The sequence below is a fragment of the Lysinibacillus sp. KCTC 33748 genome (genome assembly GCF_002237755.1).
In the GTDB taxonomy this organism is placed as follows: Bacteria; Bacillota; Bacilli; order Bacillales_A; family Planococcaceae; genus Lysinibacillus.
The window spans coordinates 56,688-77,667 of sequence record NZ_MWSJ01000002.1 but is presented as its reverse complement, the minus strand read 5'-3'; the positions used below and the strand labels follow the sequence as shown (position 1 = coordinate 77,667).

At 36.8% G+C, this 20,980-nt stretch carries 23 protein-coding genes; 11 read left to right on the top strand and 12 right to left on the bottom strand.

Annotated elements, in window-relative coordinates:
- Positions 1-21 precede the first annotated feature (21 nt).
- Both B1B04_RS03135 and B1B04_RS03130 read right to left on the bottom strand, forming a co-directional pair.
- Entirely contained in the window at positions 22-1,587 is a 1,566-nt protein-coding gene (locus B1B04_RS03135) for a flotillin family protein (RefSeq protein ID WP_079559882.1), read from the bottom strand.
- Positions 1,588-1,602: 15 nt separating this feature from the next.
- Positions 1,603-2,133, bottom strand: a complete 531-nt coding sequence (locus B1B04_RS03130; protein ID WP_079559881.1) for an NfeD family membrane protein — start codon at positions 2,131-2,133, stop codon at positions 1,603-1,605.
- A 341-nt stretch (positions 2,134-2,474) separates the two neighbouring features.
- On the opposite strand from B1B04_RS03130, the gene B1B04_RS03125 reads away from it, so the two are divergent.
- The gene (locus B1B04_RS03125; RefSeq protein ID WP_346426980.1) at positions 2,475-3,545 is read left to right on the top strand and encodes a beta-propeller fold lactonase family protein; all 1,071 of its coding nucleotides are present in this window, start codon (positions 2,475-2,477) and stop codon (positions 3,543-3,545) included.
- Positions 3,546-4,006: 461 nt separating this feature from the next.
- Here B1B04_RS03125 and B1B04_RS03120 read toward each other — a convergent pair whose 3' ends face one another.
- The 4 genes from B1B04_RS03120 to B1B04_RS25515 all read right to left on the bottom strand — a co-directional run bounded on the left by B1B04_RS03120 (position 4,007) and on the right by B1B04_RS25515 (position 7,912).
- The gene (locus B1B04_RS03120; protein WP_079559879.1) at positions 4,007-4,741 is read right to left on the bottom strand and encodes a hypothetical protein; all 735 of its coding nucleotides are present in this window, start codon (positions 4,739-4,741) and stop codon (positions 4,007-4,009) included.
- 340 nt (positions 4,742-5,081) lie between these two features.
- Positions 5,082-5,873: a GNAT family N-acetyltransferase gene (locus tag B1B04_RS03115; RefSeq protein ID WP_079559878.1), complete on the bottom strand. Its 792-nt coding sequence runs from the start codon at positions 5,871-5,873 to the stop codon at positions 5,082-5,084.
- Positions 5,866-7,668, bottom strand: coding sequence for a ribosomal protection-like ABC-F family protein (abc-f, locus tag B1B04_RS03110; protein ID WP_079559877.1), 1,803 nt, complete (start codon positions 7,666-7,668; stop codon positions 5,866-5,868). The genes B1B04_RS03115 and abc-f overlap by 8 nt, the downstream gene beginning before the upstream one ends.
- Positions 7,669-7,771: 103 nt before the next feature.
- Entirely contained in the window at positions 7,772-7,912 is a 141-nt protein-coding gene (locus B1B04_RS25515; protein ID WP_166672191.1) for an RAxF-45 family protein, read from the bottom strand.
- 259 nt (positions 7,913-8,171) lie between these two features.
- Here B1B04_RS25515 and B1B04_RS03105 point away from each other — a divergent pair, with 259 nt between their 5' ends.
- Entirely contained in the window at positions 8,172-8,465 is a 294-nt protein-coding gene (locus tag B1B04_RS03105) for a hypothetical protein (protein ID WP_079559876.1), read from the top strand.
- Positions 8,466-8,662: 197 nt separating this feature from the next.
- Here B1B04_RS03105 and B1B04_RS25270 read toward each other — a convergent pair whose 3' ends face one another.
- The 3 genes from B1B04_RS25270 to B1B04_RS03090 form a co-directional block, all read right to left on the bottom strand.
- On the bottom strand, positions 8,663-8,860 hold the full coding sequence (locus tag B1B04_RS25270) for a hypothetical protein (protein WP_139376936.1): 198 nt from the start codon (positions 8,858-8,860) through the stop codon (positions 8,663-8,665).
- Between the two features lie 519 nt (positions 8,861-9,379).
- Positions 9,380-9,865: a YjdJ family protein gene (locus tag B1B04_RS03095; protein ID WP_079559874.1), complete on the bottom strand. Its 486-nt coding sequence runs from the start codon at positions 9,863-9,865 to the stop codon at positions 9,380-9,382.
- Positions 9,866-10,284: 419 nt separating this feature from the next.
- Entirely contained in the window at positions 10,285-11,313 is a 1,029-nt protein-coding gene (locus tag B1B04_RS03090) for an AbrB family transcriptional regulator (RefSeq protein ID WP_079559873.1), read from the bottom strand.
- A gap of 223 nt (positions 11,314-11,536) precedes the next feature.
- Between B1B04_RS03090 and B1B04_RS03085 the strand changes: the two genes are divergently transcribed.
- The 6 genes from B1B04_RS03085 (at position 11,537) to B1B04_RS03060 (ending at position 15,432) form a co-directional block, all read left to right on the top strand.
- Positions 11,537-11,986, top strand: coding sequence for a LytTR family DNA-binding domain-containing protein (locus B1B04_RS03085; protein ID WP_079559872.1), 450 nt, complete (start codon positions 11,537-11,539; stop codon positions 11,984-11,986).
- Between the two features lies 1 nt (position 11,987).
- The gene (locus B1B04_RS03080; RefSeq protein ID WP_079559871.1) at positions 11,988-12,392 is read left to right on the top strand and encodes a DUF3021 domain-containing protein; all 405 of its coding nucleotides are present in this window, start codon (positions 11,988-11,990) and stop codon (positions 12,390-12,392) included.
- Positions 12,393-12,398: 6 nt separating this feature from the next.
- Positions 12,399-13,319: an ABC transporter ATP-binding protein gene (locus B1B04_RS03075; RefSeq protein ID WP_079559870.1), complete on the top strand. Its 921-nt coding sequence runs from the start codon at positions 12,399-12,401 to the stop codon at positions 13,317-13,319.
- Entirely contained in the window at positions 13,319-14,194 is an 876-nt protein-coding gene (locus B1B04_RS03070; protein WP_079559869.1) for an ABC transporter permease, read from the top strand. Before B1B04_RS03075 ends, B1B04_RS03070 begins: the two co-directional genes overlap by 1 nt.
- A gap of 124 nt (positions 14,195-14,318) precedes the next feature.
- Positions 14,319-15,074 (top strand): DUF2087 domain-containing protein, encoded by a 756-nt coding sequence (locus B1B04_RS03065; protein ID WP_079559868.1) that lies wholly within the window; start codon positions 14,319-14,321, stop codon positions 15,072-15,074.
- A gap of 16 nt (positions 15,075-15,090) precedes the next feature.
- Entirely contained in the window at positions 15,091-15,432 is a 342-nt protein-coding gene (locus tag B1B04_RS03060; protein ID WP_079560350.1) for a GIY-YIG nuclease family protein, read from the top strand.
- A 224-nt stretch (positions 15,433-15,656) separates the two neighbouring features.
- Here the strand turns inward: B1B04_RS03060 and B1B04_RS03055 are convergent, their stop codons facing one another.
- The 3 genes from B1B04_RS03055 to B1B04_RS03045 form a co-directional block, all read right to left on the bottom strand.
- A complete protein-coding gene (locus tag B1B04_RS03055; protein WP_079559867.1) occupies positions 15,657-16,025 on the bottom strand; it encodes an MmcQ/YjbR family DNA-binding protein in 369 nt (122 codons plus the stop codon).
- 131 nt (positions 16,026-16,156) lie between these two features.
- Positions 16,157-16,972 (bottom strand): YitT family protein, encoded by an 816-nt coding sequence (locus tag B1B04_RS03050; protein WP_079559866.1) that lies wholly within the window; start codon positions 16,970-16,972, stop codon positions 16,157-16,159.
- Between the two features lie 95 nt (positions 16,973-17,067).
- On the bottom strand, positions 17,068-18,393 hold the full coding sequence (locus tag B1B04_RS03045) for a M48 family metallopeptidase (protein WP_079560349.1): 1,326 nt from the start codon (positions 18,391-18,393) through the stop codon (positions 17,068-17,070).
- 401 nt (positions 18,394-18,794) lie between these two features.
- On the opposite strand from B1B04_RS03045, the gene B1B04_RS03040 reads away from it, so the two are divergent.
- Genes B1B04_RS03040 through B1B04_RS03030 form a run of 3 tightly spaced genes read left to right on the top strand, consistent with a single transcriptional unit; the run spans position 18,795 to position 20,837 of the window.
- A complete protein-coding gene (locus B1B04_RS03040) occupies positions 18,795-19,250 on the top strand; it encodes a PTS sugar transporter subunit IIA (protein WP_079559865.1) in 456 nt (151 codons plus the stop codon).
- Entirely contained in the window at positions 19,250-19,513 is a 264-nt protein-coding gene (locus tag B1B04_RS03035) for a PTS sugar transporter subunit IIB (protein ID WP_079559864.1), read from the top strand. The genes B1B04_RS03040 and B1B04_RS03035 overlap by 1 nt, the downstream gene beginning before the upstream one ends.
- Positions 19,514-19,568: 55 nt before the next feature.
- Positions 19,569-20,837 carry a PTS ascorbate transporter subunit IIC gene (locus tag B1B04_RS03030; RefSeq protein ID WP_079559863.1) on the top strand — a complete coding sequence of 423 codons (1,269 nt, stop codon included), beginning with the start codon at positions 19,569-19,571 and terminating at the stop codon, positions 20,835-20,837.
- Positions 20,838-20,980 lie beyond the last annotated feature (143 nt).

The following is a 20,980-nucleotide window of genomic DNA, read 5'->3' as shown; positions in this document are numbered from 1 at the left end:
AAATATCAGGCGGCTAAAATTTTATTTTTGTTCAACTGTTTCTTTTACTTCTTCTTGCATTTCATGATCTGTAGTTTGCGCTTGCTTTCCTAAGCCTACTGCTATTTGCTCTAATTCAGGACGTAATGTATGCTTCCCTGCGTAGCTTTCAATTAGTTCTTTAACGTCAATCCCTGAAGTTTCCTTCAACGATTCCTGTAATGTTGACATTAAATTAGTTGCGTAGGCAGTTACTTTATTGGCACCGCCGCTTCCTTCCCCACCGCCAGTATCAACAACAGTAATCTTATCAATATTGCCAAGTGGACTCGCAAGCTCTTTCGCATATTCTGGCATCATACGTACAATCATATCAAGAACAGCTGCTTGACCATAGTATTCGAAGGCTTCCGCAATTTTACGTTTTGCCTCGGCTTCTGCTAGACCGCGAAGACGAATAATATCCGCATCTGTTTCCCCTTTTGCACGCTCAGCATCCGCCTTTGCAAGACCATCCAAACGAATTTTCTCTGCTTCGGCTTGTGCTAATGATTCAATACGGTATTTCTCCGCATCTGCCTGTGCTAGTTCACGCATTTTAGCCGCAACTGCATTTTGTTCGACAGCGTAACGATCAGCGTCAGCCTTTTTCTTAACTTCTGAATCATATTGCTTCTCACGACGTAAAATCTCTTTTTCCTCTAATTCAATCTGCTTTTGACGTTCAATAATGCGAATTTGCATTTCTTGTTCTGTTACTTCCTGTTTTGCACGAGCCGTTTCAAGTTCATATGCTTGGTCAGCACGTGCTTTAGCGATATCTTGCTCACGACGGAATTCTGCTACCTTTAATTGATTTTCTTTTTCCGCTTCTGCAATTTCAGTCGCACGTTCAAGCTCTGCCTTTTGTGCTTCTTTCGATGCTTCAGCACGCTTAATACGTGTTTCCTTTTCTGCATCTGCAGTTGCAATATCCGCATCACGTTTAACCTGTGCAATACGTGGCTTACCAAGCGAGTCTAAGTAGCCATTTTTATCGCGAACATCTTTAATCGTAAACGAAACGATCGTCAGACCCATTTTCGCCAAATCCTGAGACGCAACACGCTGTACTTCCTGAGAGAATTTATCACGGTTTTTATATATTTCCTCAACCGTCATTGAACCTAAGATTGAACGTAAATGGCCTTCTAACACTTCACGTGCCTCATTTTCACGCTCATCCTTTTGCTTCCCTAAAAATTGTTCTGCTGCCGTAGCAATTTCAGAAATAGAACCACCAATTTTAATGATTGCTGTTCCATCTGCCATAACCGGTACGCCTTGTTCCGTATACACTTCAGGTGTAGTCACATCAAGTTTACTAGATAATAGGCTTAATGGCCGTGCTTGCTGGAAAATCGGGAATACAAATGTACCGCCACCACGAATAATTTTTATACGATTTCCTGACTCATCTTTATGTACATTTTTTGAGCCAAGATAGCTACCTGTCACAATCAGTGCTTCATCAGGACCCGCTGTACGATACTTTGTCACATAAAGCGCAACTAATGCGATTAAAACAAAGGCTACAATCCCTAATACAATTAAAATCTCCATTGACATATAAATATCGCTCCTTTATAAAAATTTCTTATCATAAGATCTCACAAAGAGTGTTCCTTCCTTTACTTCTACAACAAGTACTGTCGTATCGTAATCGATAGCCTCATTGTCAAAACCTGTTGCTCGCTTCGAAATCATACCGCTAGTCGTTTCAATAACTACTTCTCCAAAACCGTCTGTCGGGATTGGGACAATGACCTTTCCTAACTGGCCACCAAGCGATTCTTCCGTATAAGCTAAAGAAACATCGGCCGATCGTAGCGGAACAAGAACGAATAAATAAAATAGTGCACTTAAAATAGCTCCGATGATACAAGCAGCAACAATGTTCCAAACGCTAGGGAAGAAGGCTAATTTTTCTAAAATAAACCCTGTTGCTGACATCAACGTAATGAAAGATAGAATGACACTCGGATTAAAAATCGGTAGCCCCTCTCCAATGCCCTCGACAGCATCACCAAAAAACATAATTAAAAGAGTTGCAAGACCCCCGAAAATTAATACCACTAAAAAGATCTGCTCGAGTGAATAGCCAAATAGCGTCAAGTTGTTCACCCCTTTTCATTGTATTACCTACTATACGGATGCAACTTACAAAAGGTTTCGTAATTTTTTATATTTTCTTAATTTTGAATGATAGGTTGCGAAATATGTTCTTTACAAAATAAAAAGCATGTCCCTGATTAGCTTTATTTAGAAGCTCCAATCGGCTGACATACTTTTCTTATATTCTAGTACATTAATGTGGTTAAAGAACCCTTCGAAGAATGCTCGGCAACTCATATGACCAACCTTTCGACACAGAAATATTTGGTTTAGGTAAAACACACAAGCAACATAAATCTATTTGCATATAGTGTCAATATATGATAGAAAGGGTGTGTATCGTGAAAAACGAACATAAAAATAATAAAACGTTCAGGTTCAAGTTTAGATCAAACCCAAGTTGTCGTTGTCATTGTTGTGGTTTTTGTTGCCCTTGTCGTTGTAAGCCACCATTTATACCTGAGCCACCACCAACTCCACCTTGTCATTTTTTAGTGTATGTTACAGACGCTGGTCAGTTAGCTACTCCTGATAAAAGGGTATCAGTAATTGATACGGCGACAAATACGATAGTCGCTGACATTCCAGTAGGAACGGCTCCACTAGAAGTAGCGATTACACCAGATGGAGCATTTGGTTATGTTCCAGCTCTCTTCTCTGATAATGTAACGGTTTTTAATACTGCAACAAACGCTGTAGTCACTACCATTCCAGTAGGATTTCAACCTCTTGGTGTAGCGGTTTCACCAGATGGAACACTTGTTTATGTATCAAATCATGGAGCTGGAGCTAACTCTGTATCTGTCATTAGCACAGCTACAAATACCGTAATTGCCACTATTCCAGTAGGGCTCCAACCTCAGGGCATAGCTTTTACTCCGGATAGTGCGTTTGCTTACGTTGCGAACGAAAACTCAAATTCAATATCAGTTATAAATACAGCAACAAATTCCACGGTTGGTCCTCCAATCCCTGTGGGAACTCGCCCAAGATCAATCGTTTTCACACCGAACGGACAATTTGCTTACGTTACAAATGAAAGTAGTAACAACGTATCTGTAATTGTAGCAGCTACAAATACGGTATTTACTACAATCCCTGTGGGAACAGGACCTGTTGGAACAGCCATTACACCTGATGGAACATTTGTTTACATTGTAAATAAAGGTAATAATACTGTATCTGTCATAAGTACAGTAACAAATATTGTGGTTGATATAATTCCAGTAGGGTTATCTCCTGACCAAGTAACTATCTTGCCGGATGGTACACTTGCTTATGTCACAAATCAACTTGACAATACTGTCTCTGTCATAGACATTGAAACAAATACAGTAATCGATACAATTCCAGGGTTTAATGGTCCAACTGGCATAGACACAGGGACAATCTGCCTAGTTTCGGAGCTCTAGAGTTAAATCAAATATACCTCGGCATAATTGCATCCGGAATCGACTTTAACTTCTTTCAGCGGGTGTTTAAACACCCGCTGAAAAGTAACTTAAATCCACATTCATCTCACCACTTATAGAGGCGGTAGACTTCTTTACCTGGAGCTTCACTATCGGCACAAAAGACATTTGTAGTTGACGCTACCAAAGACATTTGCTGAAAGAAGTTAAAACAAGCATCCCTAGTTCATCTGCTTAAAAGCAGACATACTTTCTATTGCCATTTGCGCAATTGAAGTATGTCTTTTTGATATTGTTATGTGTTTCACCTAGCGATTATCAGTCCCTTGCTGTTCACTACCTTCTAAATATATAGGTATTTCTTCTGAGTCAATCTGACATATTTGACCTCGCTATGGAAAGTGGGGCTAGCTCATAGCTACCCCCACTCAAAACAAATTATATAGACATTCACAATGCCTTTAAGATTCTAATACATTTAAAATAGCATCGAGATCATTGACAGCAATATCTAGGCGTTCCTTTGCATCGATATTTTGCTGTTTTAATTGATTAAACTCTAGCAAATTTTTCTCATGCTTTAATTTGATAGAAGACAAGCGTTCAATTCGTGATTCTACCTTTTCTATAGCTTGCTCACAAACTGTTGTCCATAGCTTTTCTGATTGCTGCATTTCAGTCGTTGATGGGTTGTGTTGACGCATAATTCGTGCATATACAGCTTCAATTTGTTCTATTAATTCTGAATAAAAATGTCGCTCAACACGAGTTGTTTGGAATGTTGGATGCTCTACCTCTTTTGCATATGGGGTAATTTGACGTAGTAGCTTCCCAGCATTTTCTCCAAAACCATGTGATAAATTTAGTACATTCATTAACTGTAAAAGTAGACGAATTTCTTCTAGATTAATAAGCTGTGAATCGATGCTTTCCTTTAACTTTAAGGATTCTATATAGCGTCGATCAAAGTGTTCAATTTCACCGTTGCGTTGCTCTACTAAATGGTCGCTTGCATTGTCTTTTAAGCTTTTAATATAGCGAATTGCGTGGCTTTTTAGCTCTTCCATCGACAGCAAGTTGTCATTATCTTGTTGTGGCTTTCCTCGTTGAACATACGCAAATGCATCCATTTTTTGGGGCCATTGTGCTGCTGAGGTTTCTTCTGAGACATTATAGCGTATATAAATTCCGTGCATTCCATATCCTCCAAGTCCATTAAACAAGTATCTCTAAAGACAATAAATCGAATACGCTATTTTTTCAAGTAAAAAACTTTTAAAGATTAAAAATCCTTCTTTTGAACAATTATCAGAAAATTCCGAGTAGTCGTTACTGTTCAGGATTGCAATATTTATTAAACGGGCGATTTTACCACTTTATCTTTTACAAGCTGTTCTCACGTGGTTTGAAACATATTCTACGACTAAAATAAGCACAATTGTCTCCCCCTAAAAGGGGCTCTCGCCTTACACGACTAATAGACATTCCTAATTGATCTCCCAAATTAGAACCTAGCATTTTTATTTTTCATCCTAATTAAGCATCTTGTCGTATTTGATGAATGCTTTTTCCTTCAGTAAAGGCATGAATCGATTTTAATTTACCTATTGATTTGAAATTTGCCTTGTCATAGACCTTTGCAACCTGCTCATTGATTGGCAAGATCCAGAGATATTCTAACCCCTGTTTTACCGACTCTCGCTGAATGTGTTGCAGAATATATCCAATCAATCCTCGTCCTCGGTAACTTTCAACCGTCGCTACACTCTCAATTCTCCCTTGATTCCCTGAGATGAAAATATTGGCAGTACAGCATGCTTTGCCATCCACTCTTAATAAATAATACGTAAAATGCGGAGAATGATAGGTTTTCTCAAAAGCTTGTTTGATTAATGCAGGCTCCCCAAATGTAGAAATACTCATTTCAACGGCTAATGCTTCCTCCATATTGGCATCTGTTACACGTTCAATTTGTATGGCTGGATTATGTGATAATAGCGCGTATTCACCATTCCAACACTGTACATCATCTGTAAAACTTTCATATTGAAAGCCATGATGCTCCAATGCCTCTATACATGACTGATTTTCCTCCACGTTGTATAAATACAATCTAGGGATAAGAGATTTCGACTGATAGAAATTCTTGATTTCCTTTAAAAACATATCTGGTTCGGTTATCTTCTTCCAAATGTGTGCATGATTGGCGTCGTAATAGGTTGGCATTTCCTTATTATAAAATAATACTCCTTCCTTACATGTTTCTATCTCACTAAAACTTTTAATATAATCAATATCTAACTGCATGATATGTTCAATTTTATGCATGCTCTGTTCCTCCCTCAATCCATCTTTCATATAAACCCTCTAACTGCTGTTCAAGCTTTTGACGTTGCTCCTTAGCAAGTAGCGGCTCCTTTAATTTCATTTCAAGCTTTTCAATTTGTTCTTCAATGGATATCTCTTTTTTAGTCGCGTAGATCTTTTCAGGAGCTTCTTTTATAACTGGTTCATTTACTATTTCTAAGCGACGTTTCTGTCTTGCCCATTCATAATCCCCTTCAAACACTTGAATCGTTTCATGCTCAATCCATGCAACTTTCGTAAAAATCTTTTGTAGAAAGTAGCGGTCATGCGAAACACCAATAATAGTCCCTTCAAAGGATTCCAGTGTATCCTCCAATACCTCTCTTGCTTCAATATCTAAATGGTTAGTCGGCTCATCCAGTATCAATAAATTAATATCCTCATGCATTAACTGCGCTAGACGTAAGCGCATTTTTTCTCCGCCACTTAAATCCTTCACTTTTTTAAAGACGTCATAACCATAAAATAAAAACTGAGCAAGAATATGACGTGCTTCAGCCTCTGACACAGAGACGGTCTCACGGAAGGCATCTATTAAACGAATGGCAGGATTTTTATGCTCAAACTGTTGCGATAAGTAGCCAATTTTAACACTACTGCCGACATGGCAAACACCTTCATTTGGTTCTACTTCACCTAGCATCATTTTTAATAACGTTGATTTTCCACTGCCATTGTCACCCACAATCGCCAGTCGTTCTTCAAAGTAAACCGATAAATCACTTTCCTTAAATAATGGTTTTTCAAATGCATGGCTAATGCCCTTCATTTGTACAACCTCTTTACCACTACGCTCAGCCATTGTTAAAGCTAAATTCATTTTCTTTTTCGTTGTAGGCTTCTTCACACGCTCTATACGGGCTAGTGCTTTTTCCATACTTTTTGCGCGTCGATGCAGCCCTGCATTTGGCGGATTCGCTTCATTTGCCCATTGCTTTAAACGCTTTATTGTTTCCTGCATTTTTTTAATTTTCTTTTGCTGTTCTTCGTATTCAGCAAACTGCTGTTCAACCTTTGCTTCTTTTTGCGCTACAAATGCATCGTAATTACCGATATACGAAAATGCCTCTCCATCCTCAATCTCAATTATTTTGTGAGCCATCTGATTCATAAATTGACGATCATGTGATACTACAATAACAATTCCAACAAAGTTACGGACATAATTTTCTAGCCATTCAATTGCCTGCATATCTAAATGGTTAGTCGGTTCATCTAATAGCAAAATAGAAGGATTGCTTAACAAGATTTGCCCAAGCATCACCTTTGTTTTCTCCCCACCGCTTAAGCTACTAAAACGCTGCTCAAGTAATGGTGTAATACCTAGGCCATTTGCAATCATGGCTAATTGGGCATCCATCTCATAGCCACCCTGCAGCATAAACTGTTCCTGCACATGACCATATTGCTGGAGTACCTTATCTGTTACCGCTGACAGCATCTCTTGCTCCAGTTTTGTCATGTGTGCCTTCAATGCATATATTTCCGCAAATGCCTCCTCCAGTACTGCTCTTACTGAGTACGTAGGATAATGTGGAATTTGATGTAAATACCCAACTGTTGCTTCCTTGCTTTTTATGATTCGACCCTTATCCGGTGTATCCGAACCAGCTAGTAACTGTAATAAAGTCGTTTTTCCACAGCCATTCACGCCAACAATGGCAACATGCTCCGCAGTATTAACTTCTAATTGAAGTCCTTCAAATAAAACATTTCCACCAATAATTTTTTGTATTTGCTCAGCTTTAATTTGCATCGTTTTCTCCTCCAAAGAAACGTGCGAAAAACATTTTTAGACACAAAAAAGACTGCTCGATTAACAAGCAGTCTTTTCCTCATTAGTTTGTGAAAAAGAATGGTTAATTCGCTACGTTTGATATTTGATTTTGCTTAAAAATGGACAGACCTATCCCGTTGTTCGCAAAATCGAAAGTAATCACACGTGCAAAATACATAGCTGTATCCACTTTTACACATGTTTTCGTAGCGTTTTTATTCATTCCTTTTCACCTCCGTTCATAATAGTTAACTTTATAATACCATAATTCCGATAAATTGGAAAAGAAAAAATTTCAAAGTTTAAGATAATTGCGTTTTTTTTAAAGCAGATAAAGAATCATCATTTAATAAGGATGCTATTATTATCTTTTTTATAACAATGAAACCAAAAAAGATAGTAACTTTTTTATATAATAATAGATAAATGATATATAATGAAAAATACTTTGAATTAAATTATTAAAAGAAAGAGGTGTTTAGTTGATAATTTTTATCCTCTCAGGAGTACTGGCATCTTTTTTCATTGTACTAGGATGTATCAAACCGGTTAGAAAAAAGGGTTATTTAGTTCTCTTTATCGGTTTAGCAATTAATGCATTTATTGCTCCAATTTCATTAGTTTTTGGCATTATGGCAACAGATAACCCCAGTTCAGGATTACTTGATTTTATTCTAGGCTTTTTATTTATTCAATCCATTCCATTGCTAATACTTTTTATATGTGTTGTAGTAACTTTTATAATGAAAGGTGTCAACCAAACTATTTATAAATGAGTTTGAAATAAAAGCGATTTTCACAGCGACAATGCAAGAATTAGTGAGTAGCGCAAGCACACGAAACTTATTACCAGTAAAAAATACAGATGCTATGCAAGGATAGTATTAATATAATTATAAGCATTGCCTTATGATAGTAACTTTTTTAACATAATAATAGATCAATGATATATAATGAAAAATACTTTGAATTATTAATTCAGATATACATATTTTAACGGCAAGAGGTGTTTAGATATATCAGAACTTTTCGTATTAGTATTGGCATTTTTAATTGTAGTAGTAATTATCATATCGGTTGGAAAGAAGAGTTTCTCATTTTTCTTCATCGGTATTGCTTTAGTAATTAATGTAGCTGTTGCTCCAATTTCATTCTTTATTGGCATCTTCACAACAGATGACCCCAGTAAAGGGTCCCTTGCTTTTATTCAAGGATTTTTAAATATTCAATCCATTCCATTAGTAATACTTTTTATAAGTGTTTTAGTAAGTTTTATAATAAAACGATGTGTAAAACAAAAAATTTCTAAATGAGTTTGGATGAATAGCGATTATTACAGCTAATATGCAAGAATTAGCGAGTAGCGCAAGCACAAAAACATAGTGCTAGTGAAACGCGGAAGCTATGCAGGATAGTATTCATGCTAGCTGATCAAACAATTTATTGGCACTCATTGATCAATCAACATAGCACGTGCTGGAGAGATGGTAAGGGCTTTGTGGCTCGAAAGATTGTTCATTAGGATAATATCTAATGGGCAATCTTTTTTATTCGTCATCCCATTTCTTTTAAGGCTATCGGTATCCCATTACATACACAAAATGCTTTTAACACGATCATATCCTCATTTTGTTCAATATTAAATTGAGTAGCTATAAGATTGAAAAAATGCGAGCTCTAGTACAAATACTTATTTACTAGTGTTCGCACGCAAACAATGTAATTTTTTCTTGTACCATAAACTTATTGTAATACATATAAAAATTAATGCACCGACAGCTGTAATCCAAAAGAATATATTCCCTCCACTGGTTGTAGAGTTAAGAAATATACCACTACTAATAATAACTACACAACTTATAATTCCTGACATGATAATGGCTAATTGACGATTTAGTTGGTAAATGAAAAAAATAAGAACTGCAAAAATATAAATAACACTTACGGTCATAATAGTAGGAAAAAATGGTTGAAATTTAGCCGCATAGACAAAGTAATCAAGCTGGCTAATATCCCGACCATTGTTTATCTCAATATTAAATAACTGAGAAAATGGTGTTGAATACTTCCATTCCACTGAATCGTCTATGATTTCACTTCCCTCATACCAAGAAATAGCTGTTGACATTAATAAAGTCAAGAAACCAAGTATTGGTTGTATAACATATTTAAACAATGTTCTTCTCCCTTCACCCTTCGAAGTAAAGACGTTAGAATAAGTTTTTAGTTTCCAAAACCAACAAACATTACAATACTAGGATCGATACCATAATGTGTGGTTGATTTCCGTTCCGGCTAGGCTTTTTGTTGTTACTGACGCTTCGCTTTCGCACAGAGCAAAGCTTCCTGTGGGCGTCCGATGAGCCGCTTGGGGCAACAAATGTTTTCTGTGCGAAAGCGTAGTGCTAACGTAGCGGCATCGACAGAATGTTGGTCACGAAGGTGTTATCACAGAATGTGATGGTTTTAGCCTTCGTTCCTCTATTGCTGATCCCCAAGGAGTCTCACAGCCAGAACGAAGATCAACTTATATACATACAGTGTTTATATTTCATAAATTTTCCACACAATAAACTGGTGATATCCACCTGTACTCTACGTTTTCACTTTTTTCACAAACGTTTTCACAAACGGTACGAGGAAAACGGATACGACAAGCACTCGGAACAGCTGAAATGCGGTGACGATCGTGACATTTGCATGCACGGAAGCCGCGATAATCCCCATTTGATCAAGTCCGCCTGGTACAATACTTAAAAAGCCTGTTCGAAAATCTAGGCTGTAAAAGCTCTTCATAACAAATGTTAAACCATAAGCTGCACCAATAAAGATACCTGCCGATACAAATGCGTAAAACACATGCTTCTTCGATAAATGTAAATCCTCTTTTTTCAATAAAAGTCCGATGTAAATGCCAAGCATCAGCTGTGCAATATGAAGTAGTGACAACGGCAATTTCGGTACGTCAATCCCTGCTATATTGATACCCATCAATAAAAACACTGGGCCAAGCATAAAGCCTGTCGGAATTCTTGCCATTTGCGCTAGCCAACCTGCTCCTCCACAGACAGCAAGTAATCCTATTAAGCTCCATGAATACGCTCCGCTGACAACTACACCAGTTCCCCCAGCCCCTGACACCATTAATGGCACAAAGCCGACTATTAAAAGAACCCTTAATATTTGGAAAAACGTAATCACGACCATATCCATGTCCCCTTGCTCCTCGGCAAAGGCAACTACTTGAGACATGCCACCAGGGACACAGCAAGTCAACGCAGTCGAAAAATCTAAATCCGCACGTTTGGCCACTAAATAACTAACACCAAAAAACAATACAATAAATAATACGTTTAAAACAATTATACTTCCTATAAATTGTTTAATATCCTGCACCGCTTCTGGCGTAAACGCAAAACCAATGGAATAGCCCGCAACGATTAAACCAAAATTACGAAAATATTTATGCCATTTCAATTGTACTTTTGTTGATAACTGAACTATTAGCACCGCTGCTATAGCTCCAAGTAACCAAGGCATTGGAATATGTAATAAATTAAATAAAACTGCACCTGTTAACCCTATATATAATGTAATGAACATGTGCTTGTCAAAAATAAACATAGAAGCAACCCCTCATGATTGTATCATTCTATTATGCCGTGAACCTGCCTATTTTTCTACATCATCACTTTTTTGCAAGGTCATATAACGTTCAAATTGAACCTGTTATCTACAAAATTTAACCTCTTATCCAAGATTTTCTCCAAGCCAAAATTTTCTATGCTACATTATTATTACCTGATTCAGTGTTTCTCCAAGCGGAGATATGTAAAGGAGGCCTCCAATGAAAATTCATTTAACAATCAATAGTGAGCTAGAAGAAACTGAGGTTCATATACATGCAAAGGAATACACCGAGCAAATTGAACGACTGATGAAGCAGCTACAAACTTCACAAACAACGATGCTAGATGGCTACTTTCAACAGGAAATTCATATGCTAAAAATTTCGGATATTTACTCCATTTATGCAGAGGGTGCAAAAGTTTTTTTGCAGACAGAGGAACAGGAATTCGAAACGAAGCGTAAATTATATGAGCTAGAAGCGCAATTAGCGAAAGACTTTGCCAGAGTCAGCAAATCAACACTTGTCAACATTAACAAAATTGCCTCTATTCAAATGGGTAAAATCGGTACAACAGAACTGATTTTAGAAAACGATGTGTCCGTCCATGTTAGTCGCAAATATTTAAAAGAACTAAAACATCACTTAGGTATTGGGAGGGACTCATAATATGAAATTTATTCGCATGATGATAATCGGAATACTCATATCACTTAGCTCTTCCTACGTCTTAGTAACATTAAGTGTCATATCTAATAACGCTGTGATCACAGGGCCGGAATTACTTGAACAAATAATAATCGCCGCCATACTTGGAGCTGTAATAGGTCTGCTGTCCATCATCTTTGATATAGAGCGTTTACCTTTTATTGCTCAGTTTATTTTACATGTACTTACAGTTACGCTGTGTGTGTTGATTGCAGGCTATTTCGGGCGCTGGTTTGAACATTCAAGCATTACGTCTATTTTTATAAGCGAAGCTATTATTTTCTTTTTCGCTTGGTGCATTATTTATGTAATCCAGAAAAATGATATTGCAAAAATCAATCAAGTAATTCAAAAAAGAAAGGAATAAAACAATATGACCTTTGCTATACAAGTTGAAAATCTATGTAAGCAATATGGCAATCATCAGGCCGTAAAAGGTATTTCATTTACGGTTGAGCAAGGTTCCCTCTTCGCCTTTTTAGGTGCAAATGGTGCAGGGAAATCAACGACTATTGAAATACTTTGTACATTGCTAAAAAAATCAAGCGGTACTGTAAACATTAATGGTTATACACTTGATGCAAGCAATGACAATGCGGAAATTCGAAAATCCATCGGTGTTGTATTCCAACAAAGTTTACTAGATGAACGATTAACAGTGCAGGAAAATATACTTCACCGCGGTAAAACATATGGCTTATCGAAAAAACAATTAACCGAAAACTATCAATTCGTTTCAACATATTTATATTTAGCTGATATAGAAAAGCGCAAGTATGGGACTTTATCGGGTGGTCAAAAAAGGCGTGCTGATATTGCTCGAGCCCTTATCCATCGACCAAAAATATTGTTTTTAGATGAACCAACAACTGGACTTGATCCACAAACGCGTCAATTCGTTTGGCAAGCCATTAAGCAGCTTCAGCTCGAAACAAACATGACTGTTTTTTTAACAACGCATTATATGGAAGAAGCGGCTGTCGCTCATCAAGTCATCGTCTTAAAAGAAGGAGAAATTGTTGCAGAAGGAACACCAGATACTCTTAAAACAAAATACGCCTATGATTCAATGGCAATTGTTTTTCATAATAGTTCGGAAGGAATACAATGGCTCGAAGACAATGCAATCTCTTATACAGAAAAGCTAGGTATCTTCTCCATCCGAGTCGACTCGACACTCCATGCTTTATCGCTATTAAAACAAGCCGAGTCGCTTATTGCTTCGTTTGAAGTCATCAAAGGTACGATGGACGATGTCTTTCTTCATATTATGGCCGAGGGAGGCGCAGCTTAATGGAAGCATTATTTAGCTTAGTACAACGAAATAACAAGGTTTTTAGACGTGATAAAACACAAGTCTTTTACTCGCTGCTTTCCGTCATTATCGTAATTATCCTTTACGCAGTATTTCTTCAAAAAATGCAAGTAAATGCAATAGAACAAGTGACAAAGTCTACTCCCGAATTGATAACGATGGTCAATGAATGGATTGTCGCTGGTTTACTCTCGATGACAGCTGTTTCGACTACACTTGCCGCTTATGGAATTGCTGTTAAGGACCTTGAATCAAAAGCGCAAGCTGATTTTTTAACAGCACCGATCTCTCGAGCAACCATTCAATTTAGCTATGTATTAAATGCCTTTATCATTGGCTGTATCTTTTCCTTTATCGCCCTTATTGGCTGTGAAATTTTTATCGCAACAACTGGCGGTCAGCTATTAAGCTTTGAGGCTTTCATCAAAGTAGTAGGATTACTATTTATATCCGTGTTACTGGCCAGTGTTTTTAACCTGTTCCTTGTATTACTTGCTAATACCCAACATTCATTTTCAACTCTTAGTACAATCGTCGGTACAGCACTCGGTTTCTTTTGTGGTGTTTATGTACCTGTTGGTGCACTTCCATCCTTTGCTCAAAATCTTATTATGTATTTCCCTATCAGTCATACAACGCTACTACTACGTAATGCCTTTATGGACAACTCAATTTCCAAGGTTTTCGAAGGTGCGCCTGCTTCACAGGTAGAGGATTATAAAATAATGTATGGGATTGTCTATGACCTTCACGGAAATATACTAAGTACCTCAACAAGCATTATCATTATTGTCGTAACAATTATTGTACTAGCCATCTTATCTATCATTATTTTTAAAAAGAAAAATAAATAAACATTTTCGCACATCGTTTACAAAACGATGTGTTTTTTATTGATTTCTCCTAAACAATTTGTTATCTTAATAATAAATAAGCAAACAAAATTATAAATCGTTTGTTTTTCTAGGAGGATATCCAATGGATGTAAATGAATTATTTTGGCAAGCTTCAATCCATGACATAAAAAAAGGCTACCATGATGAAGCAACACATTTCACTTGTTTACTTTGCGGAGAAAAAATTGAAAAGGGTATTATTTATCCACATGAAGGCGTTCTCTTCGAGGCAGAAAAATTTATGCAACATCATATTACTGCTGCACATCAATCAGTATTTCATTATTTAAACGGCCTTCATAAAAAAATGACAGGTCTAACTGATCATCAAAGTCATATTTCACGCTTATTTTATGAAGGAAAAACCGATCAAGAAATTAAAGAAGAGCTGGAAATTGGTAGTGCAACAACGATACGTCACCATCGCTTTACTCTTAAAGAAAAGGAACGTCAAGCGAAAACCTTTCTTGCAATGATGGAGCTATTAAAAGAACAAAATGAAAAGGAAGATAGCTTTGTACCTATCCACAAAACGGCAACGATGGTCGACGATCGCTATAACATTACAATTTCTGAAGAACAGCAATTACTTGAAAAGTACTTTCCAAACGGCATCGGCAAGGAGCTTGTCCGCTTCCCAAAACGTGAAAAGCACAAAATTGTCATCCTCCGTGCAATCACAAAGATTTTCGATGAAACAACACATTATTCAGAAAAAGAATTAAACGAAATGATTCAACCAATATATGAGGACTATGTGCAAATACGTCGCTATTTAATCGAATACGGCTTCATGGATCGAAAAGAGGATGGCAGTGCTTACTGGATCAAAAAATAAGAAAGCAGGGTTACCAATGGACCATAAAAAAGAATTAAAGGAACTGTATAAAGAAATAAAAATTGAAGCTGGTGTTTTCACAATGACCAATAAACAAAATGGTAAAGTGTTTGTAGGTAGCTTCAATAATTTAAAACGCTTAAACGGCTTTCAGTTTATGTTAAAAACAAATACACATACTAATAAAGAGCTACAAGCCGATTACAACACTTTCGGCAACGATGCTTTTGATATTGAAGTTGTGGAATATTTGAAGAAAAAAGAAGAAGGTTATTTCGATGCCAAAAAAGAGCTAGAAAAACTAGAACAAAAATGGCTCGACAAGCTGCAGCCATTTGGTGAACTAGGGTATAACTAAGTATGCATGGAAGCTACAAAAAAGAATCTGCTTTCTTTCGCAGTTAAGCTGGAGAAACTTACAGATTCTTTTTTTATTTCATATATAGTGTTGGTTCGCACGGGTATTCACCTATTCCTTTTAGGCGGTGGAGTAAATATCGGCTGGATCGGAGTATTTCTTCGCTGATTCTACACCCATTCCTTTGCCTAGGGCATTACTTTGACGCACCGGTATTTATCACTTCAATTCTTCAATAACTGAATTTCCAGTTGAGCTTTTTTTGTTAACTTTCCGAAAACTAGCTCATAAGAATGTTTGATTAAATTTTCAACTAAATCCATAGGTACATCATCTACATCCATATAAATTGAATTCCAATGTGTTTTATTCATATAGTAGCCTGGAATAATACCTTCATAGGCTTCTCTCAACTCTTCAGCTCGAATCGGTTCACATTTCAACGTAAGTACCGGTCTACCAGTAGCATCGCCGCCCATCATCCCATACATTTTACCCCCAATATGATAGCGATCCGCCTGCCATTCTTCTTTGTAATCATACGTTGTTCCGTGAAGCTTTAAGCAATATGCGTGAATTGTTTCTTTGTTCATGATTTAACCCCACTCCCTTTAAAAATATAAAAACACACGTTCGATTATATTAATTATAATTCACAACGTGTGTAGATGGAATACATATTTATTTGCTTCTAGTAAGATAAACGTATTTTCCAGAATACCCTTTACTTTATACCCCTATCAAACATGCCGATGACCTCGGTAGTTTGCAATATATTGACGAAGGATTTGGCATCTGCTTCTTTTATCAACCCTTTTACTTCAGCAAGCTGATAGCGCGTAATGACGGTAATTAAAACTTTTCGCCCTTCGCCTGAATAAGCACCTTTCGCATCCATAATAGTTACACCTCTATGAAGCTTTTCCAGTAGTTGCTGCTTGACATCCTCACCCTTGCTCGTAATAATCATCAGTGTCAATTTAATATGACTCGTATGAATCGTGTCGACAACCTTCCCTGTGGCATAAATCGATACGAGCGTCAGTAATGCCGCATCCCAGCTAAAAACGAATCCGGAGATAGCTACAACGATACCGTTCATCGCAGAGATTAATGTACCTAGTGGAAAATCCCGTTTGCGACTTAGCAGCATCGCTATAATATCAAAACCTCCCGAGGAACCTGCCGCACGATAAATCATGCCCATCCCTAAGCCCACAATAACACCACCGAATAATGAGGCGAGAATTGGGTCTTGGGTAGCTTTATGGATTGGAATAATATACAAACTTGCTGACAAAACAACTACTGAAAGAATGGTATATCCTATGAATTGTTTTCCCAGCTTTAAGACCCCTAAAATAAGTAAAGGCAAGTTCAATAGTAAATTTATTACCCCTGTATTTAAAGGCGTAATAATACCAAGCATGATAGCAATCCCGCTTAATCCCCCACTTAAAATCTCATGTGGGATTAACAAAAAGTTATAGGCAAAGGCGACTAATATCGATGAAAGTGTAATAACGACAATATTACGCATAACAATTCCCCTATCATTAACGAACAGTTTTAATCTTAGAATACCCAACTTATTCGTTCAAAAAACCTGGAGTATTGCAATTAAAAAATCGACATTTATTTCTTCTGATATTCTTTTTTCTGCTCCTCTTTTATCGGCACTTCTTTTAAAGGCTCCTCTTTATTCTCTTCTACACTCTCTGCTACCTTAGAAATACGTTCAAGCATTGGTGGATGTGTATAACGGAACCACTTTACGAGTAACTGTGGATTTACTTCACTTAAACCAGATATCGTTAGCTTTTGGAATGCAGTAACTGCGGACTCTCGATCACCCGTTAATGCAATCGCATATTGATCAGCTCTCGTTTCCTGATACCTCGAAATATAATTCGACAGAGGGCTTGAAGCAAATAATAAAACGGATGTTATGAGTAAAAACAATGGATAGGAGCTTATATCACCGATTTTTTTAATTTTTAATACCTGTCCGTAACGTCCAATCAACCACCTTAAACATTTCGCTGATAGCCATAACCCTAGCAATGTCAGCAAAAGATATCCCGCAATACCAAAATAAATATGCTTTTCAACGTAGTGTCCCATTTCATGAGCCATAATATATAATATTTCGTTATCTGTTAAACGATTTAACGTTGTATCCCAAAGCACAATTCTCGAATTACTGCCAATACCCGTTACATAAGCATTTAAGGCATTTGTTTTTTCTGCCATATTGACTTCATATACATGCTCTGCTGGTATATTTGCCTGTTCAGCAATAGACAAAATTTTCGCCTCTAGCTCTTTATTTTTGAGCGGATAAAAATCATTATATAAAGGATCAATAACTACAGGTTGAATAAACATTACAAATATTGTGAATGGAATCGTTAGAAACCATGCATAGAGCCACCATCTTTTGGCACTTTTTTTGATAAGCCAGTAAAGGACAGACACGATAATTAAACTCATGCCAAAGTTAACCCAAAAATCAAGAATACTATCTCTCATCCATGAGGGAAATGCTTGTGTACTAATACCATAAGTTTTGCTTAAATTGTAACGATAATAATTTAGTGGGAATAGTACAACATATAGTAAAAATGATAATAAGAATAGGTAGCTTGCATTTTGTAACAGCTTCCATTTTGTTTGTGACGTCGCTACCTTTTCAAAATAACGTGATACGCCCATTATTAATATCATGAAAAAGACTAACCATTCCAAAGGTGTAGCAACAAAGAATAGGAAGTTCCGTATTTTCGAATATTCACCACTTAAATATAATTCTTTTTCAGACATAAACATCACCGGATCTGCGGCTGTCCCCTGCATCGCTCGTGGTATAGTACCACCACCGCTATGGAATATATACCAATACATACACAGCACATAAACACCGAATATAAGTAGCGCGACAATTCCCATTTTTTTCGCTATGTCATTTCCTCCCTTGTTCAACACTAAGTTCGTCCTATAGTAAGTGTAAGCTAAATTGAAAAAGTTAGAACAAAATTTTCTTTGTTTTTATTTACCTTCTATTATAATTCACACCAACAAGAAATATTTTGCTTCACTTCTTTGATAAGTCATGCAAATGCTATAACTTCATAGCTTGTTCCTTAATCACAAAATGTCGCAAATTTTTTAAGACTATATTTTTTTACAAATCTCACGATGATCATCATGTAAATAACTAGTAGATGCTCACTTATATTGACGTAAAAAATTACAATTTATTATTTTGCCAAATAAAAATATATCCTCTTATGAATAATTCCGTAATCAACAATAATAACATGGAATGGGGATTATTTATCCCTATGAAGGGAGGGTTGTACTTGCTAACTGAGTTACTGACAAAAGATACTATACAACTCGCAAATTTTGTAAATACTTGGCAGGAAGCTATTCATTTAGCTGCTAGTCCACTATTAAAGCAGAATAAAATCGAAGCACGCTATATTGAGGCAATGATTCATTCCATTGAAAAACACGGTCCTTATGTAGTCATTACACCAAAAGTAGCGATTCCACATGCACGGCCCACGGAAGGAGTTAACGCGCTAGCCATGAGCCTATTAAGCTTACAAAAACCTGTCTTGTTTGGACCAAAAAAACCTGTTTTCTTAATTATTGTCTTAGCTGCGACCGGTCATGCTTCACATCTACAAGCATTAGTTGACTTAACAAAGATTTTGCGAGAACCAAAACAAATCGAAAGCATCATAGCCTGCCAGTATAAAGAAGAGATTATTAAAGAAATTCAACAAATTGTGGCAAAGGAGTCATCTTGATGAAAATTTTAGTAGTGTGCGGGAATGGCTTAGGCAGTAGCTTTATTATGGAGCTGAATGTAAAAAAAGCATTAACCGAGCTTGGAAAAGTTGCAGAAGTAACTCATACAGATTTAGCATCTGCCAAGGCCGAGAAAGCGGATATTTATATTGGTGCAGAAGATATTGTCAATCAATTGCCCGAAGAGAGAGGTCACATCGTTAGTATTGTTAATATGATGAGTATTTCAGAAATTAAAGTAAAGCTGAAACCGTTGTTATGAGGGATTAAATTTTTTGAAAAAACGAATGAAAAATTGGATAGGATGAGGTGTTAATATGTTAGATGTTATGATGAATGACATTTTGGGAACACCAGCTATATTAGTCGGCCTATTCGCTTTTGTCGGTTTATTAATCCAAAAAAAGTCAGCTTCAACCGTTCTTTCTGGTACGTTAAAAACGATTATGGGCTTTGTAATTCTTGGTGCGGGAGCTACCGTTTTAATTGGTTCTTTAAATCACTTTAGTCATATGTTTGATCATGCATTTAATGTCCAAGGGGTCATCCCCAATAATGAAGCGATTGTAGCAGCCGCACAAACTAATTTCGGAACAGCTACCGCCATGATCATGGTTTTCGGTATGATTATGAACATTTTATTTGCGCGATTTACGCCTTTAAAATATATTTTTTTAACTGGTCATCATACATTATTTATGGCGTGTTTAATTGCAGCATCACTTTCTGTTGGCGGTATGAGCGGCACACCTCTTATTATCGTTGGTTCTATTTTACTTGGTATTTGCATGGTCATATTCCCTGCCATTTTACAACCAACTGTTCGTCAAATAACAGGTAGTGATGATTTTGCTGTCGGTCATTTTGGAAGCATTGGTTATTATATATCTGCTAAAATTGGAAAGATCTTTGGAAACAAAGCAAAATCTACCGAAGATATAAAAGTCCCAAAATCTCTAGGTTTTTTAAGAGATACATCTGTCGCTGTTTCCTTAACTATGAGTCTATTTTTCATTATCGTTGCCCTATTCGCAGGTCAAACCTATATTGAGGGGCAATTATCTGGCGGTTCAAACTTTATCGTCTTTGCCATTATTCAAGCTATTACCTTTGCCGCTGGTGTCTATATCATTTTGGCTGGCGTAAGGATGCTAATTGCCGAAATAATTCCTGCTTTTAAAGGGATTGCAGATAAACTTGTGCCAAACACAAAGCCTGCATTAGACTGCCCTACGATTTTCCCGTTCGCACCAAATGCTGTTATTATCGGCTTTCTGTTTAGCTTTGTAGCTGGCCTAGTATCGATGTTTATACTCCCCCTCATAGGGCTAAAAGTGATTGTTCCTGGCCTTGTACCACATTTCTTCACAGGTGCGGCTGCTGGAGTATTCGGTAATGCAACTGGTGGTAGAGTCGGGTCTATGGCAGGAGCATTTGCCAATGGATTAATTATTAGCTTTATCCCTGCAATTCTACTGATCTTTATGGGTGATATCGGCTACGAAGGCACTACATTTGGCGATTCAGACTTTGGCATTGTGGGAATCATAATTATAAATATATTAAAATTATTTGGTGCAGTTTAATAGAAACAATTGGCCTTGCAAACACTTTAAATGTTTGCGAGGCTATTTTGATTGACAAAGAAAAGGGTTATTTTTGCAAAATATATAAATATTTCGCAACATCCCCTACCTTTTTCACTATACTCATAGAGAAAATTCATCAA

Coding starts and splice junctions, on each gene's coding strand:
- B1B04_RS03135 (WP_079559882.1), bottom strand. CDS start 1,587: ATGTCAATGGAGATTTTAATTGTATTAGGGATTGTAGCCTTTGTTTTA.
- B1B04_RS03060 (WP_079560350.1), top strand. CDS start 15,091: ATGGACCATAAAAAAGAATTAAAGGAACTGTATAAAGAAATAAAAATT.
- B1B04_RS03035 (WP_079559864.1), top strand. CDS start 19,250: ATGAAAATTTTAGTAGTGTGCGGGAATGGCTTAGGCAGTAGCTTTATT.
- B1B04_RS03050 (WP_079559866.1), bottom strand. CDS start 16,972: ATGCGTAATATTGTCGTTATTACACTTTCATCGATATTAGTCGCCTTT.
- abc-f (WP_079559877.1), bottom strand. CDS start 7,668: ATGCAAATTAAAGCTGAGCAAATACAAAAAATTATTGGTGGAAATGTT.
- B1B04_RS03080 (WP_079559871.1), top strand. CDS start 11,988: ATGAAATTTATTCGCATGATGATAATCGGAATACTCATATCACTTAGC.
- B1B04_RS03120 (WP_079559879.1), bottom strand. CDS start 4,741: ATGCACGGAATTTATATACGCTATAATGTCTCAGAAGAAACCTCAGCA.
- B1B04_RS03115 (WP_079559878.1), bottom strand. CDS start 5,873: ATGCATAAAATTGAACATATCATGCAGTTAGATATTGATTATATTAAA.
- B1B04_RS03075 (WP_079559870.1), top strand. CDS start 12,399: ATGACCTTTGCTATACAAGTTGAAAATCTATGTAAGCAATATGGCAAT.
- B1B04_RS03055 (WP_079559867.1), bottom strand. CDS start 16,025: ATGAACAAAGAAACAATTCACGCATATTGCTTAAAGCTTCACGGAACA.
- B1B04_RS03065 (WP_079559868.1), top strand. CDS start 14,319: ATGGATGTAAATGAATTATTTTGGCAAGCTTCAATCCATGACATAAAA.
- B1B04_RS03070 (WP_079559869.1), top strand. CDS start 13,319: ATGGAAGCATTATTTAGCTTAGTACAACGAAATAACAAGGTTTTTAGA.
- B1B04_RS03085 (WP_079559872.1), top strand. CDS start 11,537: ATGAAAATTCATTTAACAATCAATAGTGAGCTAGAAGAAACTGAGGTT.
- B1B04_RS03090 (WP_079559873.1), bottom strand. CDS start 11,313: ATGTTTATTTTTGACAAGCACATGTTCATTACATTATATATAGGGTTA.
- B1B04_RS25515 (WP_166672191.1), bottom strand. CDS start 7,912: ATGAATAAAAACGCTACGAAAACATGTGTAAAAGTGGATACAGCTATG.
- B1B04_RS03030 (WP_079559863.1), top strand. CDS start 19,569: ATGTTAGATGTTATGATGAATGACATTTTGGGAACACCAGCTATATTA.